Below are 13,748 nucleotides of genomic sequence, written 5' to 3'. Positions count from 1 at the left end.
AAGGGCGCGCACCGCAGGGCGCGCGGACGGGCGCGCGTCCACGGGGCCGAGGGGATGCTCCGTGGACGCGCGGAACCTGCGAGGCGGGGGTGGCCTCCGGACGTGACGTCCTCCGGCCGGTAGTTCGATCGTCGACCGAGGTAGTTCCAGCGGCAGACCCTGATCCGTCTCGATCCGTCGCCACTGCCTCCTGCGGTCGAACTTCCTTCAGCTACCTCGCAGGTCCATCTCCCATGATGCGCCTCCCACGGGCTGTGCACCAGGGGTGAACGGCGCGAATCGGAACAATTTTCGCAACTCCGGCCGTGGTGCTCGCCGTCAGGGGCTCGGCCAGCCGTCCACGAAGCTCAGCGTCCGCTGGTACGGCCCCTCGGGACCGGTGCTGCGGTACTCCTCGGTGCTGCTGCCGGTCCGGACGGTGCGGTCCCCGTCGTGCCGCCGCGCGGTGGGGCGCAGGGTGTGGTCGACGGTGGAGCTCCCGGTGACGTGGCCGCCGGTCGCCGCGGTGGCGTCGCGGTGGTAGCCGAGGACCATGGCCGTGGTCTGGTCGGTGTTGCCGGCCGCGTCGCGGCTCACCCGGTAGCTGACGTCCAGCGGTTCGCCCTCGTGCACGGTGGTGGTGCGGTGCGGGCCGCCGCCCCAGGTGGCGGTGGTGCGGGTGAGGTCGGTGCCGTTGTGCAGGGTGATGTCGTTGCCGCCGTCGCGCAGCCGCTGGGCGGAGCGGAAGGCGAGCTCGTCGCGGACCTCGGTGGTGATCCGGCCGTGCGAGGTCTGCACCCAGCCCCGGGCGAGGTCGTTCCGGGCGGCGGTGACCGTCCAGTCGCCGCTGCCGCCGCCGTGGTCGGCGAGATCGGTGGCGACGGCGGCCTCCGGGGCGACCCGGTGCTCGGTGAGCTGTCCGGTGGTGCGGGCGGCGCCGTGGTCGGTCTCGGCGAACAGGTTGACCTGGCCGGTCCAGACGTCGTTGCTCTGCGCCTCGGCGGTGTTCACCACGACGCCCACGGTGTGCGGACGGCCGTCCAGCAGCAGCCCGACGTACGGGGTGAGGTCGAGCCGGTAGGCGGGCAGGTCGAAGGCGAAGACCCCGGGCACGGGCCGCCAGAGCAGCGGGTCCCAGCCGCCGGTGTAGATCACCGGGTACGGCCAGACCGCGCCGGCCACCCGGCCGTCCACGGTCAGCCGCAGCTCGCGGAACGGGCCCTTGCCGCAGATGCCGGTGCCCGGGTTGGCGGCGGCGAAGGCGTCCGGCGCGGAGGCGTACGCGAACTCCTCGCAGGCGCCGCCGCCCCGGGTGTAGACCTCGGCGGTGAGGCGTTCGAGGTTCTGCGGGAAGGTGAGGTCGCGCCCGGCGGCGGGGGCGGCCTGGGTGAGCCCGAACGGTCCGGTGGTGAGCAGCCGGTCAGCGGTGCGGGCGGCCGGCCGGCGGTCGTCCGCGGTGTAGAAGGTCAGGCTCGCGCTGATCGTGAAGACACCGGTGTAGGTGGCGTCGGTGACGTTGGCGAGGTCGAAGGAGAACTCCTGCGGGCCGTCCGCGAACAGCGGGGCGTAGCGGGTCACGTCGCGCTCGACGCTCCAGGCGATGCCGTCCTTGGACGGCTCCGGGGTGGAGGAGAGCAGCACCTGGACGCCGCCGACGCGGACGCTGAAGATCCGGTCGAACTGCCGCCCGGCGACCTGTCCGTGGAGGTCCAGGACCACCGCCGACCACGGCCCGGCGCAGTCGGCGGGCGGGGTGAGGGCGGCGTTGTACGGGGTGTCCGGCGGGTTGCCGTACCCGTTGCGGAACGCGCGCTCGTGCATCACCTCGACGGTGCAGGAGCGGGTGTCGGGGCGGGTGAGCGGCTTGGTGGCGGTGACCGGGTCGTGGTAGTCGGTGCCGTAGTCGGCACGGGCCGGGCCGGCGGCGGTGAGGGTGCCGGCCAGGGTGAGGACGGCGGCGCCGATCAGACCGGCGGCGCGGCGGAGCAACGGGCGCAGGGCCAAGGCGGGTTCCCGGGGTCGGGCGGCCCGCGGGGGTGCCGCGGGTCGGTCGGATGATCCGGGAATCCTTCCGGGGGTGGCATGTCGGCGTCAAGGATTTCGGGTCCAGCTCGTCGGCCTCTGGATTCCGGTGTGAACCGTCCATACGCTGAGCCCGTTGCCCCTCCGCAGCGGCACCCTCACAGAGAGTTCGCATCATGACCGGACTTCCGCCCAGCACCGCTCCCGCCGTCCAGGTCTCCGAGGAGGTCGCCCGGGCCGTCGCCGACGGCCGGCCGGTGGTCGCCCTGGAGTCGACCATCTTCACCCACGGGCTGCCGCGGCCCCGCAACCTGGCGGTCGCGCTGGAGGCGGAACAGCGGTTGCGGGCGGCGGGCGTCGTCCCGGCCACGATCGGGGTGCACGCCGGGGTGCCCACGGTCGGGCTCAGCACCGGGCAGATCACCGAACTGTCCGCCGCCGACGGCCTGGACAAGGTGAGCCTGCGCGACCTCCCGGTGGTCGCCGCGTTCGGCCGGCACGGCGGCACCACCGTCGCCGCCACCGCCTTCCTCGCCCACCGCGCGGGCATCCGGGTCTTCTCCACCGGCGGCCTCGGCGGGGTGCACTTCGGCGCCTCGGAGAGCTTCGACGAGTCGGCCGACATGACCACCCTGGCCGCCACCCCGGTCACCGTGATCAGCGCGGGCGTGAAGTCCATCCTCGACATCCGGGCCACCCTGGAGCGCTTCGAGACGTACAACGTCCCGGTCATCGGCTACCGCACCCGCAAGTACCCCGGCTTCTACGTCACCGACTCCGGCCACGAGATCAACTTCAGCGTGGAGTCGCCCGAGCAGGCCGCCAGGGTCATCGAGTCCCGTGACCGGCTCGCCCTGCCGCAGGCCGTACTGATCGCCAACCCGGTCGACCCGGCCAAGCAGTTGCCGCCGGAGGAGCTGGACGGCATCCTGGCCCGCGCCTGGGCCGAGGCCGAGCGCCAGGGCGTCACCGGCAACGCCTCCACGCCGTTCCTGCTCGACTTCATCCAGCGGGACACCGGCGGGCGCAGCCTGGAGGTCAACGTCGAGGTGTACCGGGGGAACGTCCGGCTGGGCGGGGAGATCGCGACCGCGCTGGCCGTGAGGTCGTCGGGGGCCGCGGGGGCCGCGCCGGGTGGCCCGTCGGGCGCCCCGTCGGACGCCTCCGGCGCGGCCCCGGCCGTCGCCGCCGAGACCGGGGCCTGAGTCGTGCTGGGGGTGCTCGGCGACCTGGTCGAGGACATCGTGGTCTGGGCCGACGGCCCGCTGCGGCACGGCACCGACTCCGGCGCCCGGGTCTTCCGGCGGCGCGGCGGCAGCGCGGCCAACGTCGCCTGCTTCGCCGCCGGGCAGCACCCGGCCCGCTTCCTCGGCTGCGTCGGCGAGGACGCGGCGGGGGACGGCGTGGTCGCCGAACTGACCGGCCACGGCGTCGACGTACGGGTCTCCCGGCGCGGCCGCACCGGCAGCGTGGTGGTGCTGATCGACCAGGACGGCGAGCGGACCATGCTGCCCGACCGGGGCGCCGCCACGCTGCTGGAGCGGGTCCCGGACGCGTGGCTGACCGGACTGACCCATCTGCACGTCCCCGCCTACTCCTTCGACGGCGAGCCGGTCGGCAGCACGGCGGTGGACGCGCTCGCCAGGGTGCGGCGGGCGGGCTGCACCACCTCGGTGGACGCCTCCTCGACCGGCATGCTGGAGCGGTTCGGCCGGGAGCGCTTCCTCGCCCTGCTGGCCGGATTGGCGCCGACCTTCGTGTTCGCCAACCGCTCCGAGTCGGAGTTCCTCGGGCTGCTGGTGGCCGGCCTGCCCGGGCCGGAGCGGGCCCGGCTGGCGGCCACCACGGTGGTCACCAAGGCGGGGGCCGAGGCGACCGCCGTCGACGTGCCCGGCGAGCCGCTGGTCATGGTGCCGGTGCCGCCGGTGGCCGAGGTGCGCGACCTCACCGGGGCCGGGGACGCCTTCGCGGCGGGGTTCCTGGCCGGGTTCCTGGACACCGGGGACCTCCGGCACGCGGCCGGGCTCGGGCACCGCAGCGCGGCCCGGGTGCTGGCCTCGCCCGGGGCGTCCTGCGACGCCGAGTGACGTTTCGAGGTGCGCGGCGGCTCCTGCGGGCGGGCGGCTCCGGCGGGCCGGGCGAGCAGGGCTACTTCGGCACCGCGTCCTTGCGGAGGAAGCGCTTCAGCTTCTGCCAGGTCCAGGCGTTGACCACGTCCTCGGCGGTGAGCCAGCCGCGCTGCGCCGTGCCGATGCCGTAGCGCGGGTAGGCGAGGTGGCCGGTGGCGTGCGCGTCGCTGTCGATCGTGAAGCGCACGCCGTGCCGCCTGGCCCGCAGGACGTCCTCGTCGCGCAGGTCGAGCCGCTGCGGGGAGCTGTTGATCTCGATCGCGGTGCCGGTGCGCGCGGCGGCCTCGAACACCGCGTCCAGGTCGACGTCGATCGGCCCGCGCCGGCCGATCCGGCGGGTGGTGAGGTGGCCGATGACGTGCACGTACGGGTTCTCGCAGGCGCGGATCAGCCGACGGGTCTGGGCGGCCCGGTCCAGGGCGAAGTGCGAGTGCACGGAGGCCACGCAGACGTCGAAGCCGGCCAGGAACTCGGGCGGCCAGTCCACCCCGCCGTCCGGGCCGATGTTCAGCTCGGTGCCGTGCAGCAGGCGCAACCGCTTGTGCCGGTCGGCGAGTTGTCGTAGCCGCTCGCGCTGGGCGAGCATCTTCTCGTTCGTCATCCGCTGCATCACCAGGTCCGGGGCGTGGTCGGTGACGGCGAAGTAGGAGTAGCCGCGGGCGGCGGCGGTGTCGATCATCTCCTCCAGGGTGGCCAGCCCGTCGGTCAGGTCGGTGTGGGTGTGCAGGTCGCCGCGCAGGTCGGACTCCTGCACCAGGTCCGGGAGCCCGCCGTCCAGCGCGGCCTCGATCTCGCCCCGGTCCTCGCGCAGCGGCGGCGGGATCCACGGCAGGCCGAGCGCCGCGTACACCTCCTCCTCGGTCTCCGAGACCACCTTGGCGCCGCCGTCGACCTCGAACAGCCCGTACTCGGAGAGCTTCAGCCCGGCCCGGACGGCCATCGTGCGCAGCTTGATGTTGTGCGCCTTCGAACCGGTGAAGTAGACCAGCGCCGCTCCCCAGTCCTCCTCCGGCACGACCCGCAGATCCACCTGTACGCCCTGGGTGGTACGGACCGAGGTCTTGGTGCTCCCGCTGCCGATCACCTCGGAAACATAGGGGAGTTCGGTGAGCGCGGCCATCAGCGGGGCGGAGTCCTCGGCGGTCGCGAGCACGTCGATGTCGCCCACCGTCTCGCGCATCCGGCGCAGCGAGCCCGCGTACGCGCAGCGGGTGCAGCCGGGGACGGCGGAGAGCACGGCGACCAGCTGCTCGGCCAGCTCGGTGGCGGTGTCCAGCAGGGTGCGGCCGCCGGACTGCCGCATCAGCTCGATCCCGTGCAGGATCTTCTCGCCGCTGCGCTCGCCGAAGCCGGGCAGGTCGGTGAGCTTCTCGGCGCGGGCGGCCGCGGCGAGTTCGTCCACCGAGGAGATCCCGAGGTCGCGGTAGAGGGCCAGGGCGCGCTTGGGCCCGACGCTGGGGACGGCCATCATCTCCCGTACGCCGGACGGGATCCGGGCGCGCAGTGCCTCCAGGGCCGGAACGGTCCCGGTGGCGAGGTACTCGGCGATCTTCTCGGCGGTGGACCTGCCGACGCCGGGGATCTGCTGCAGACCCTTGACGTCCAGGCCGGCCAGGTCCTCGGGGTGGCCGCCGACCGCGCGGGCGGCCTTCTCGTAGGCGCGGGCCCGGAAGGCGTCCCCGCCGGTGATGTTGATCAGGTCGGCGTACTCCTGGAGCAGTTCCCTCACCTGGTCGTTGAGCCGGGGCATGGGGCAAGTCTAGGGTCGGCGGGGCGGGGGCGCCGGGTTTGCGCCCGGTGCCGGGGTACTCCCGCGGTCGTACGCGTACGGCCGTGCGCGTTGACGTGCGCGGTCGGGCGTACGCGTTCAGGTGTATGTGGTCAGCCCGTGTGTGTTCAGGCGTACGTGTTTCGTCGTACGCGTTCAGTCGTACGCGACGGTCAGCAGCAGGACCACGGTCAGCCCGCCGCCGGGGGTGGTCTCCACCGCGAGCCGACCGCCCGCGGCCACCACCAGGCTCTGCAGGGCGGGCCCCGCCGGGCCGTCCGCCGGCGCGCCCGCGATCAGCCACTCGCGTGCCTCGGGCAGCTCGTGGGCGCCCCGGTCGGAGACCCGGATCTCCACCCGGCCGCGGGTCGCCGCCGCCCGCCCGGGTGCCCGGCCGGACGCCCGCGGTGCGGACGCGCCGCCCGCCACGTCGGCCCGGACCAGCACTCGGCCGCCCAGCGGGCTGCGCCGGATCGCGTGGTCGACCAGCCCGGCGAGGGCGGCCTCCAGCCGTCGGGCGTCCCCGGCCACCACCGGGAGCCCGGGCGCCACCCGGACGGTGACGGCCGCCGCCCGGCCGCCGCCGCGCACCACCCGGCGGACCACGTCGGCCACCTGGACGTGCCGGGCCGTCGGTTCGCAGCCGGCCTGCCGGCCGGTCCACCGCAGGCGCTCCAACTCGGTGCGGGTGAGCGCCCGCGGCGCGGCCATCGTGCCGGACGGGAGGGGGCCGAGACCGTCCTCGGCCTCGGCGGTCGCCGACGCGCCCGCCCGTCCGGACCCGCCCCGGCGCCCGGCGGCGCCCGCGCCCAGGCCCGAGCCGACGGTGCCGCCGAACGCGCCGAGCGCCCGGGCCCCCGACGCGACGTAGCCCCAGAGCCTCCGGTGTGCCATCGCCTGCCCCTCGTGCTCCCCGGCGGCCGTCACCGAATCCGCGGCCGACCGGGACGGGCCGACTTGCGGGCCCTCCCTGACAGCCTGCGCCTCGGCCGCCCGGGTGACAATCCCGCTCCGGGCCGCGGTCCGTTCCGGGGCCCCCGCCGAGCGGCCGGTCGGGCACCCGCCGAGCGGCGGGGCCGGGGAGCCGCGGTGTAGTACCGATCGACGAACCGCAAAGATTCCTTCGCAAAAACCCCTTTGCAAAGAAGCCTTTGCGGTCTAGCCTCGTGCCATGACCGAAGAGCACGGCTGGAAGCACAGTGACGACCGGCGCGCCATCGCCCTCACCGCCGAGAGCATGCGGGCGATGGCCCACCCGGTGCGCCTGCGGGTGGTGGGGCTGCTGCGCAAGTACGGCCCCTCCACGGCGACGCGGCTCGCCGCGGAGCTGGGGATCAACTCCGGCGCGACCAGCTACCACCTGCGCCAGCTCGCCGCCGCGGGCTTCGTCGAGGAGGACGAGGCGCGCGGCAACGCCCGCGAGCGCTGGTGGCGTTCGGCCCACCGGGTCACGGTCTGGACGGTGGACGACATGGCGGACGACCAGCTGGGCGAGGCGGCCGGCTACCTCCGGTCCGTCCTCGCCTCGCACACCCTGGCGGCCCAGCGCTCGCTGGACGCCTTCGAGGCGATGCCGCGGGACTGGCGCAAGGCCGTGAACCTGAGCGACCTGGTGCTCCAGCTGACGCCCGGCGAGGCCGAGCGGCTGTCCGAGGAGCTGAGCGAGGTGATCCGGCGCTACCGCTGGGTGGGCGCCGAGGGGCCGGTCCCGGAGGGGTCGGAGCAGGTGTCCGTCGTCGTCCACGTCCTGCCGGACCTGCGCGACGACACCGACGAGGGGGGAGCCACATGACCGGAAGCACGACCACCACCACGAGATCCGCCGCGGGTACCGCCGTCGACGAATCCGGATGAAGCTACCGGCCGCTGGCCGGCGTGCTGACCGCCACGGCCGTCTCGGTGACCGGCACCCGCGTTTCGGCCGTCGCCCTGCCCTGGTTCGTCCTGGCCACCACCGGCAGCGCCACCATGACGGGCCTGGTCGCCTTCGCCGAGATGGCGCCGTACGTGGCGGTCAAGGCGCTGACCGGGCCGGTGGTGGACCGGCTCGGGCCGCGGGCGGTGTCCTGGACGACGGACGCGGTCAGCGCCGTCACGGCCGGGCTGGTCCCGCTGCTGCACGCACGGGGGCTGCTCCCGTTCTGGGTGCTGCTGGTGATGGTCGCGGTGATCGGGGCGATGCGCGGCCCGGGGGACTTGGCCAAGTCCGTCATGGTCCCGGAGGCGGCCGACCACGCGCGGGTGCCGATGGAGCGCGCCACCGGGCTGTCCGGCGTCACCGAGCGGCTGGCCTCCACGGTCGGCCCGGCGGTCGGTGGCGGGCTGGTCGCCGCGACGGGCCCGCTGGCCGGCCTCGCGGTCAACGCGGGCACCTTCGCGCTCGGGTCGCTGATCATCGCGGTCGCGCTCCCACGCGGCATGGGGCGCTCGGCGGTGCCCGCCGCTCCCGCCGGTCCGTCCGAGGGGGAGCGGCCCGCGGGCTACTGGGGGATGTTCCGGGAGGGCTTCACCTTCCTGCGCTCGGAGCCGCTTCTGCTCACCGTGATCGTGATGATCGGGATCACCAACCTGATCGACGCCGGGTTCGTCACCGTCCTCGTCCCGGTCTGGGCACGGGAGTCCGGCAACGGCCCGGCCGCCATCGGGCTGACCGCCGCCGTCATGGGCACCACCGCCGTCGTCGGCAGCCTGATAGCGGCGGCCGTCGCATCCCGGCTGCCCCGGCGGACGGTCTTCTTCACCGGCTTCCTGCTGTGCGGCGCGCCGCGCTTCCTGGTGCTCGCCCTGGGCGCGCCGATGTGGCTGGTGCTCACGGTCTTCGCGATCGGCGGTTTCGGCTCCGGCTTCCTCAACCCGATCCTCGGCGCGGTGCTCTTCGAACGGGTGCCCCGCCAGTTGCTGGGCCGCGTCCACGCCCTGAGCGACTCCCTCGCCTGGGCCGGCATCCCGCTCGGCGGGCTGGTCGCCGGCGCGGCGGTCGCCATGGTGGGGCTGATACCCGGCCTGATCGCGGCCGGAGCCCTGTACTTCGCCACCACGACCCTGGCCGGGCTGCGCCCCGAGTGGCGCGAGATGGACCGCCTCCGGGGGCGCGCGGGCGGCACGGGCGGCACGCCCGTCGATCCGGACCCGGAGCATGGCGGGTAGGGCAGGCCCTCGGGGCGGTCAGCGGGCCCGACCGGCGGCGCGGGCGGGCACGTCCACCGGCCGGTGGCCCGTCCAGTGGAGCAGCAGCAGGCTGGCCAGGGCGGCGAGGGCGCACCAGGTGGAGACGAAGGCCAGGCCCCAGAGCAGGGCGCAGGCGACGGCGCCGGCGCCGACGAGGAGACCGAGACGGCGGAGCAGGTGGTCGCCGCTCACCAGGAGGGAGCCGACAGTGGCGAGGAGGTAGCCGGCCAGCAGGAGCGCCGGGTACGGGATGCCGAGGGCGTAGCGGAGGGTGTGGCCGCGCACGGCGGCCGTCACCGGGTGGGAGCCGACGGCCACGGCCAGCGGAACGGCGACCACCGCCCCGAGCATGGTGAGCGCGGCGAGCGCCCGTCGTCGTGGCCCGCTGGTCGCGCACCACACGGCGGCCGGAACCAGAACGGGCAGCAGCGGCAGGGCGACCAGCGCCCAGGCGGTGCGGGCCGCTCCGGCGAGGCCGTCCGGCAGCCCGCCGTCCGTACCGAGCCAGACCAGCGCCTCGATCAGCTGGTGCGTGCCCAGCACCACGGGGAGCGCGGCGAGCGGCAGGCGCTCGGGCCGGCCGGCCCGACGCGCACGGACCAGGCACGCCACCCCGACGCCCGCGACCAGCCCACCGGCCACGGCGTCCGCCTGCGCGCTCCAGCACATCGCGGCCTAACCGGTGCTCCCGGGGCGGTCGTCCTCCGCGGACCCGCCCGGCGGCTTCTCCTCCGCCCCGTCCTCGGACTTCTCCTCCGCCCCGTCCTCCGGGGACGCCCCGATGCTCTCCAGGGTGTCGCCGATGGTCCCCGGCATCGCCGGATGGCGTCCGATCACGATCACCCCGGTCACGATCGCCACCAGCCCGACGGACTGCCAGACCAACGCCCCCGGGGTCACCCGCAACCGGTCGCCGAGGAAGCCCACCGCGCAGGCGATCCCGGACAGCGGCTGGGCGGCGGTCAGCGCCGGCAGGGACATCCGCAGCGGCGCGGCCTCGAAGGCGCTCTGCACCAGCAGCAGTCCGACCACACCCGCCACCACCACCGCGTACGGCTGCCAACTGCGCAGCACCGCCGCCAGACCGTCGTGGTCGAGCCGCTGGGTGGTGGTCCGGGTCAGCGCGTCCTGGAGGCCGTAGAGCAGTCCGGCGGCGAGCGCCAGCAGGGTCGCCTCCTCGAACAGCGGCAGCCGCCGGGCCAGCGAGACGAGCAGCACGACCAGCCCCATCACGGTGCCGACCACCAGCCAGTGCCGAAGCTCCCCGGCGGGCGGCCCGCCGCCGGTCGGCTGCCCGGCCACGATGAAGGCCGTCACCCCGAGGGCCAGCAGCAGGACCCCGGCCCAGCCGGAGCGGCCCAGGGTCTGACGGGTCAACACCCGGGCCAGGGCCATGGCGAAGATCAGATTGGTGGCCAGCAGCGGCTCGACCAGCGACACCTCGCCCTGGTTGAGCGCGAGCGCGGAGAGGATCAGCCCGCTGACCATGAACCCGGTGCCGAGCAGCCACTGCGGCATCCGTACCAGGTCCAGCAGCAGCCGCCAGCGCAGCAGATCGGAGCGCGGGGCTTGCTGTGCCGCGTGCTGCTGGAGGACGAAGCCGAGCCCCAGACAGCAGGCCGCACTGAGAGCGAGGAGGAAGACCGCCACGGAGGGACCACCCGGTTGTCGCTGCCCGCGCCGCGCCGACGGGTCCGAGAGGTGGGTCGGGCGTCGCGGCCGCTCCCGTCAGCCTACCGCCGGGCCGGTGCCCGGGCCGATCGCACGACACGCGCGCGGCGTGGTCGGCACCGCCCCGTCCGGCAGCGCTTGCCGCCACCGGCGGGACAGGCGCACGCTGGTGTGAGCGGCCGCCACGGGTCACCGTCCGTGCCGGTCCGGACCGGCGTGACGGGGGCCTGCGCCAGGAGGTGTGGCATGCACAACCAGTGGGACGTGGAGCTGAGCTTCGAGGAAGACGGCGTGCACACGACGTGTGAGGCCAGGCTGACCGGCGCCAGGGCGCCCGGCCTGAGCGCCCACGGCGAGTCCGTGAAGAGCGCGGACGACCGTCCGCTCGCCAGGATCGGCGAGGAGGTCGCGGCCTCCCGGGCCCTGGAGGAGCTGTCCGCCAAGCTGCGGACCCAGGCCACCGGGGAGATCGACGACGAAGGGCGACGCCCGGATTACCTGATCTACTGAGTCCACCGGTGCCGCGCCGGTTACTCCAGCTCGTGCGGGCTGCCGGACGTACGGTTCTGGTGGCCGCCGCGGCGTTCTCCGTCCGCCAGGGCGGTCCTAACGGCGCCACCAGGGGTCGCGCAGCACGTCGTCCGGGTCGACGGCGCAGTTGGTGCCGCTGACCACCTCGCGGGCGGGCACGTCCCAGCCGACGACGCCCGCGGCCTGCCGGTCCAGCTCGACCAGCCGGGCCCGCTGCGGTCCGCCGCCGGTGTCGACGTCGCACACCAGCACGCTCGTCCACGACCGGCCGTCAAGGGCGGCGACGACCGAGAGCGCCGGAAGCACCACCAGGGAGAGCAGCAGCGCCGCGACCCGGACCGCCTCGACGGCCCGGGCCCCCAAGGCCACGGCCGGCTTCCCGGTGCGGCGGCCGGTGGCGGTCGAACGCGCGCCGGTCCGGTACTCGGCCACCACGCCGAGCCGCAGCAGATAGCCCAGCACCCCGGCCGCCACACCCCACCACAACCCGTTGAACGCCCCGACCACCACCCCCAGCGCCCCCGGCACGATCGCCGCCCGCGCCGCCGTCTCCGCCAGGGCCCGCCCCTGGTGCCGGGCGGCCCCGCCGTGGGCGGCCCGGTAGGCGTAGCCGATGTAGGAGAGCACCGCGGCCAGTACGACCGCCAGCACCGGCTCGGCGAAGAACATCCCGATGACGACGTCCACCCAGTTCGCCGGCCCCATCGCCAGCAACGCGTCCCGAGCCGCGTCCCCGCCCCCGAGCGTCCACGCCAGCTTCAGCACCGGAACGGCGAACACCACCGCCGGCGCCATCACATGAGCCGCACTCACCTGCGCCGCCCCGCCGCCCCGCATGGTCTCGGTCATCCGGCAACGCTACGCACGCCCCGGCGCCCCCCGAGCCCCCGACACCGCCCCGTGCACCTCGTGGCCTAACCCCCAGCGGCCCACCGCCGGCGCCGTCACATGAGCCGCACTCACCTGCGCCGCCCCGCCGCCCCGCGTGGTGCCGGTCGTCCAGCAAGGCTACGCACGCCCCCGACGCCCCGGGCCCCGCCAGCGCCCGGTGCACCCAACCGCCACGCCCCGGCTCCTCCGGTGCAGTAACGCCCCCGTGCATGGTTGGCCGTGGCCTGCGAGCGGTCGGCTCGTTGGGCCGTCCGTGGTGGGGATCGCGACACGCACACTGATCGTCTCGGAGCGTGGGATCACGGCCCTGTCGCAGGCAGTGATCGCTGACCGGGTGGCCCAGTTGGGGCCGGTCTGGTCGGCCCGGCGTGACGCAGAGCCGCTCGACCGGCCGCGGCGGCGGGCGGTCGACGCGCCGGAGCGAAGTACAAACTCGTCTTCGTCGACCGGCTCCTGGCCACGCTCGTCCACCTGCGCCACGGCGTGGACCGCTCCACCATCACTCGCGCCATCGGTGAGATTCGGCCCTGCTCGCCGAGCGCGGCTGCCGCATCACTCCCGGCCTTCGGCTACGGGCCTCCGCCGACGTGATCGCACACCTGGGCGCGACCGGGCAGACCGGGATCATCGACGCGACCGAGATCCGGGTGCGGCGTCCGGCCGCCAACCAGCCCGGCCGGAGCCGGTACGTCCCGGGAAAGACCCGGATGAACGTCATGAAGGCCCTGGTGGTCACCGACGACCGCGGCCGCGTCCTGTTCCGCGGCGAGGTACGGGCAGGGTCGCCGACATCACCCGGGCCCGCGATGCCGGCCTGGTCGACCTGCTCGCCGGCACCGTCCACCCGGAGATCCTCGCCGACGCCGGCTACCAGGGCCTGGGCGCACAGACCTGCGGCCAAGTGGTCACCCTGCCAGAAACGCCGCGGCAAGTACCTCGAGCAGGACCAATGGCTCATGGCCCACTGAGCTTCCCCCGCTGCGCGGGAGGTGTTGATTACCTGGTCAGGGCGGGTGTGGGTAGTTCGACGGCCACTGGTTCGGCCGTCGCCTGGTCGGCGTAGTACTTGGCCTCGTATTCGTGGGGGCTGAGCCAGCCGAGTCGCTTCTGGATGCGGCGGGTGTTGTACCAGCCGTCGATATAGGCGAACAGTGCGAGGTCGGCGTCTGTGCGGGTCGCGAAGGTCGTGCGGCGGACACACTCGGTCTTCAGGACGCTCCAGAAGTTCTCCGCGAGGGCGTTGTCGAACGAGTCGCCCACGCTTCCCATGCTCGGCTCGATTCCCGCCTTCAGCAGGCGAGTTGTGAGCTTGATGGACGTGTATTGACACCCGTGGTCGCTGTGATGGATCAGTTTCCCGGGCTCGACGGGTCGGCCGTGCAGGGCGTACTCCAGCGCGGTGAGCACGAGGTCGGCGTCTGCCCGCTCGGAGGTGTGCCAGCCCACGATCCGGCGGGAGAAGGCGTCGCGGATCGTGGCCAGCCACCACGGTCTCTCGCCGGTGGGGATCAGCGAGATGTCGGCGACCCACAGCCGGTTCGGCGCGGCGGCGGTGAAGTCGCGCCGGACCAAGTCCGGGGCGAGGTTGG

13 protein-coding genes are annotated in these 13,748 nt (G+C 74.5%); 6 read left to right on the top strand and 7 right to left on the bottom strand.

The genetic code is table 11. From position 1 onward, the window contains the following. Positions 1-318 precede the first annotated feature (318 nt). On the bottom strand, positions 319-1,983 hold the full coding sequence (locus tag ACFY0X_RS32795; RefSeq protein ID WP_387760067.1) for a peptide-N4-asparagine amidase: 1,665 nt from the start codon (positions 1,981-1,983) through the stop codon (positions 319-321). Between the two features lie 194 nt (positions 1,984-2,177). Here ACFY0X_RS32795 and ACFY0X_RS32790 point away from each other — a divergent pair, with 194 nt between their 5' ends. Both ACFY0X_RS32790 and ACFY0X_RS32785 read left to right on the top strand, forming a co-directional pair. Further along, complete coding sequence (locus ACFY0X_RS32790; RefSeq protein WP_387760066.1) at positions 2,178-3,206, top strand: pseudouridine-5'-phosphate glycosidase; 1,029 nt, start codon at positions 2,178-2,180, stop codon at positions 3,204-3,206. 3 nt (positions 3,207-3,209) lie between these two features. Beyond that, positions 3,210-4,088 carry a carbohydrate kinase family protein gene (locus tag ACFY0X_RS32785; protein ID WP_387760064.1) on the top strand — a complete coding sequence of 293 codons (879 nt, stop codon included), beginning with the start codon at positions 3,210-3,212 and terminating at the stop codon, positions 4,086-4,088. Between the two features lie 61 nt (positions 4,089-4,149). Here the strand turns inward: ACFY0X_RS32785 and polX are convergent, their stop codons facing one another. Beyond that, positions 4,150-5,880, bottom strand: coding sequence for a DNA polymerase/3'-5' exonuclease PolX (polX, locus tag ACFY0X_RS32780; RefSeq protein ID WP_387760062.1), 1,731 nt, complete (start codon positions 5,878-5,880; stop codon positions 4,150-4,152). Positions 5,881-6,054: 174 nt separating this feature from the next. Beyond that, positions 6,055-6,792 (bottom strand): hypothetical protein, encoded by a 738-nt coding sequence (locus ACFY0X_RS32775; protein WP_387760060.1) that lies wholly within the window; start codon positions 6,790-6,792, stop codon positions 6,055-6,057. A 277-nt stretch (positions 6,793-7,069) separates the two neighbouring features. Here ACFY0X_RS32775 and ACFY0X_RS32770 point away from each other — a divergent pair, with 277 nt between their 5' ends. Both ACFY0X_RS32770 and ACFY0X_RS32765 read left to right on the top strand, forming a co-directional pair. Further along, a complete protein-coding gene (locus ACFY0X_RS32770) occupies positions 7,070-7,690 on the top strand; it encodes a helix-turn-helix domain-containing protein (RefSeq protein WP_387760058.1) in 621 nt (206 codons plus the stop codon). 83 nt (positions 7,691-7,773) lie between these two features. After that, positions 7,774-9,045 carry an MFS transporter gene (locus ACFY0X_RS32765; RefSeq protein WP_387760057.1) on the top strand — a complete coding sequence of 424 codons (1,272 nt, stop codon included), beginning with the start codon at positions 7,774-7,776 and terminating at the stop codon, positions 9,043-9,045. 18 nt (positions 9,046-9,063) lie between these two features. On the opposite strand, the gene ACFY0X_RS32760 is transcribed toward ACFY0X_RS32765, so the two are convergent. Together ACFY0X_RS32760 and ACFY0X_RS32755 are read right to left on the bottom strand one after the other, a co-directional pair. Next, positions 9,064-9,735 (bottom strand): DUF6629 family protein, encoded by a 672-nt coding sequence (locus ACFY0X_RS32760; RefSeq protein ID WP_387760056.1) that lies wholly within the window; start codon positions 9,733-9,735, stop codon positions 9,064-9,066. 6 nt (positions 9,736-9,741) lie between these two features. Then, on the bottom strand, positions 9,742-10,716 hold the full coding sequence (locus tag ACFY0X_RS32755; RefSeq protein ID WP_387760054.1) for a DMT family transporter: 975 nt from the start codon (positions 10,714-10,716) through the stop codon (positions 9,742-9,744). Positions 10,717-10,983: 267 nt separating this feature from the next. On the opposite strand from ACFY0X_RS32755, the gene ACFY0X_RS32750 reads away from it, so the two are divergent. Further along, positions 10,984-11,247 carry a dsRBD fold-containing protein gene (locus ACFY0X_RS32750; RefSeq protein WP_387760053.1) on the top strand — a complete coding sequence of 88 codons (264 nt, stop codon included), beginning with the start codon at positions 10,984-10,986 and terminating at the stop codon, positions 11,245-11,247. A gap of 96 nt (positions 11,248-11,343) precedes the next feature. Here the strand turns inward: ACFY0X_RS32750 and ACFY0X_RS32745 are convergent, their stop codons facing one another. Next, a complete protein-coding gene (locus ACFY0X_RS32745) occupies positions 11,344-12,117 on the bottom strand; it encodes a hypothetical protein (protein ID WP_387760052.1) in 774 nt (257 codons plus the stop codon). Positions 12,118-12,746: 629 nt separating this feature from the next. Here ACFY0X_RS32745 and ACFY0X_RS32740 point away from each other — a divergent pair. After that, positions 12,747-13,127, top strand: coding sequence for a hypothetical protein (locus ACFY0X_RS32740; RefSeq protein ID WP_387760050.1), 381 nt, complete (start codon positions 12,747-12,749; stop codon positions 13,125-13,127). Between the two features lie 28 nt (positions 13,128-13,155). On the opposite strand, the gene ACFY0X_RS32735 is transcribed toward ACFY0X_RS32740, so the two are convergent. After that, positions 13,156-13,748: IS3 family transposase (locus ACFY0X_RS32735; protein WP_387760048.1), on the bottom strand; the 593-nt coding region annotated here is incomplete at its 5' end.

Origin of the sequence: Kitasatospora sp. NPDC001547 (assembly GCF_042894165.1) — a bacterium.
Classification (GTDB): Bacteria; Actinomycetota; Actinomycetes; order Streptomycetales; family Streptomycetaceae; genus Kitasatospora.
This window is presented reverse-complemented; position numbering and strand designations above follow the sequence as displayed.

Coding starts and splice junctions, on each gene's coding strand:
- ACFY0X_RS32750 (WP_387760053.1), top strand. CDS start 10,984: ATGCACAACCAGTGGGACGTGGAGCTGAGCTTCGAGGAAGACGGCGTG.
- ACFY0X_RS32790 (WP_387760066.1), top strand. CDS start 2,178: ATGACCGGACTTCCGCCCAGCACCGCTCCCGCCGTCCAGGTCTCCGAG.
- ACFY0X_RS32775 (WP_387760060.1), bottom strand. CDS start 6,792: ATGGCACACCGGAGGCTCTGGGGCTACGTCGCGTCGGGGGCCCGGGCG.
- ACFY0X_RS32745 (WP_387760052.1), bottom strand. CDS start 12,117: ATGACCGAGACCATGCGGGGCGGCGGGGCGGCGCAGGTGAGTGCGGCT.
- ACFY0X_RS32770 (WP_387760058.1), top strand. CDS start 7,070: ATGACCGAAGAGCACGGCTGGAAGCACAGTGACGACCGGCGCGCCATC.
- ACFY0X_RS32760 (WP_387760056.1), bottom strand. CDS start 9,735: ATGTGCTGGAGCGCGCAGGCGGACGCCGTGGCCGGTGGGCTGGTCGCG.
- polX (WP_387760062.1), bottom strand. CDS start 5,880: ATGCCCCGGCTCAACGACCAGGTGAGGGAACTGCTCCAGGAGTACGCC.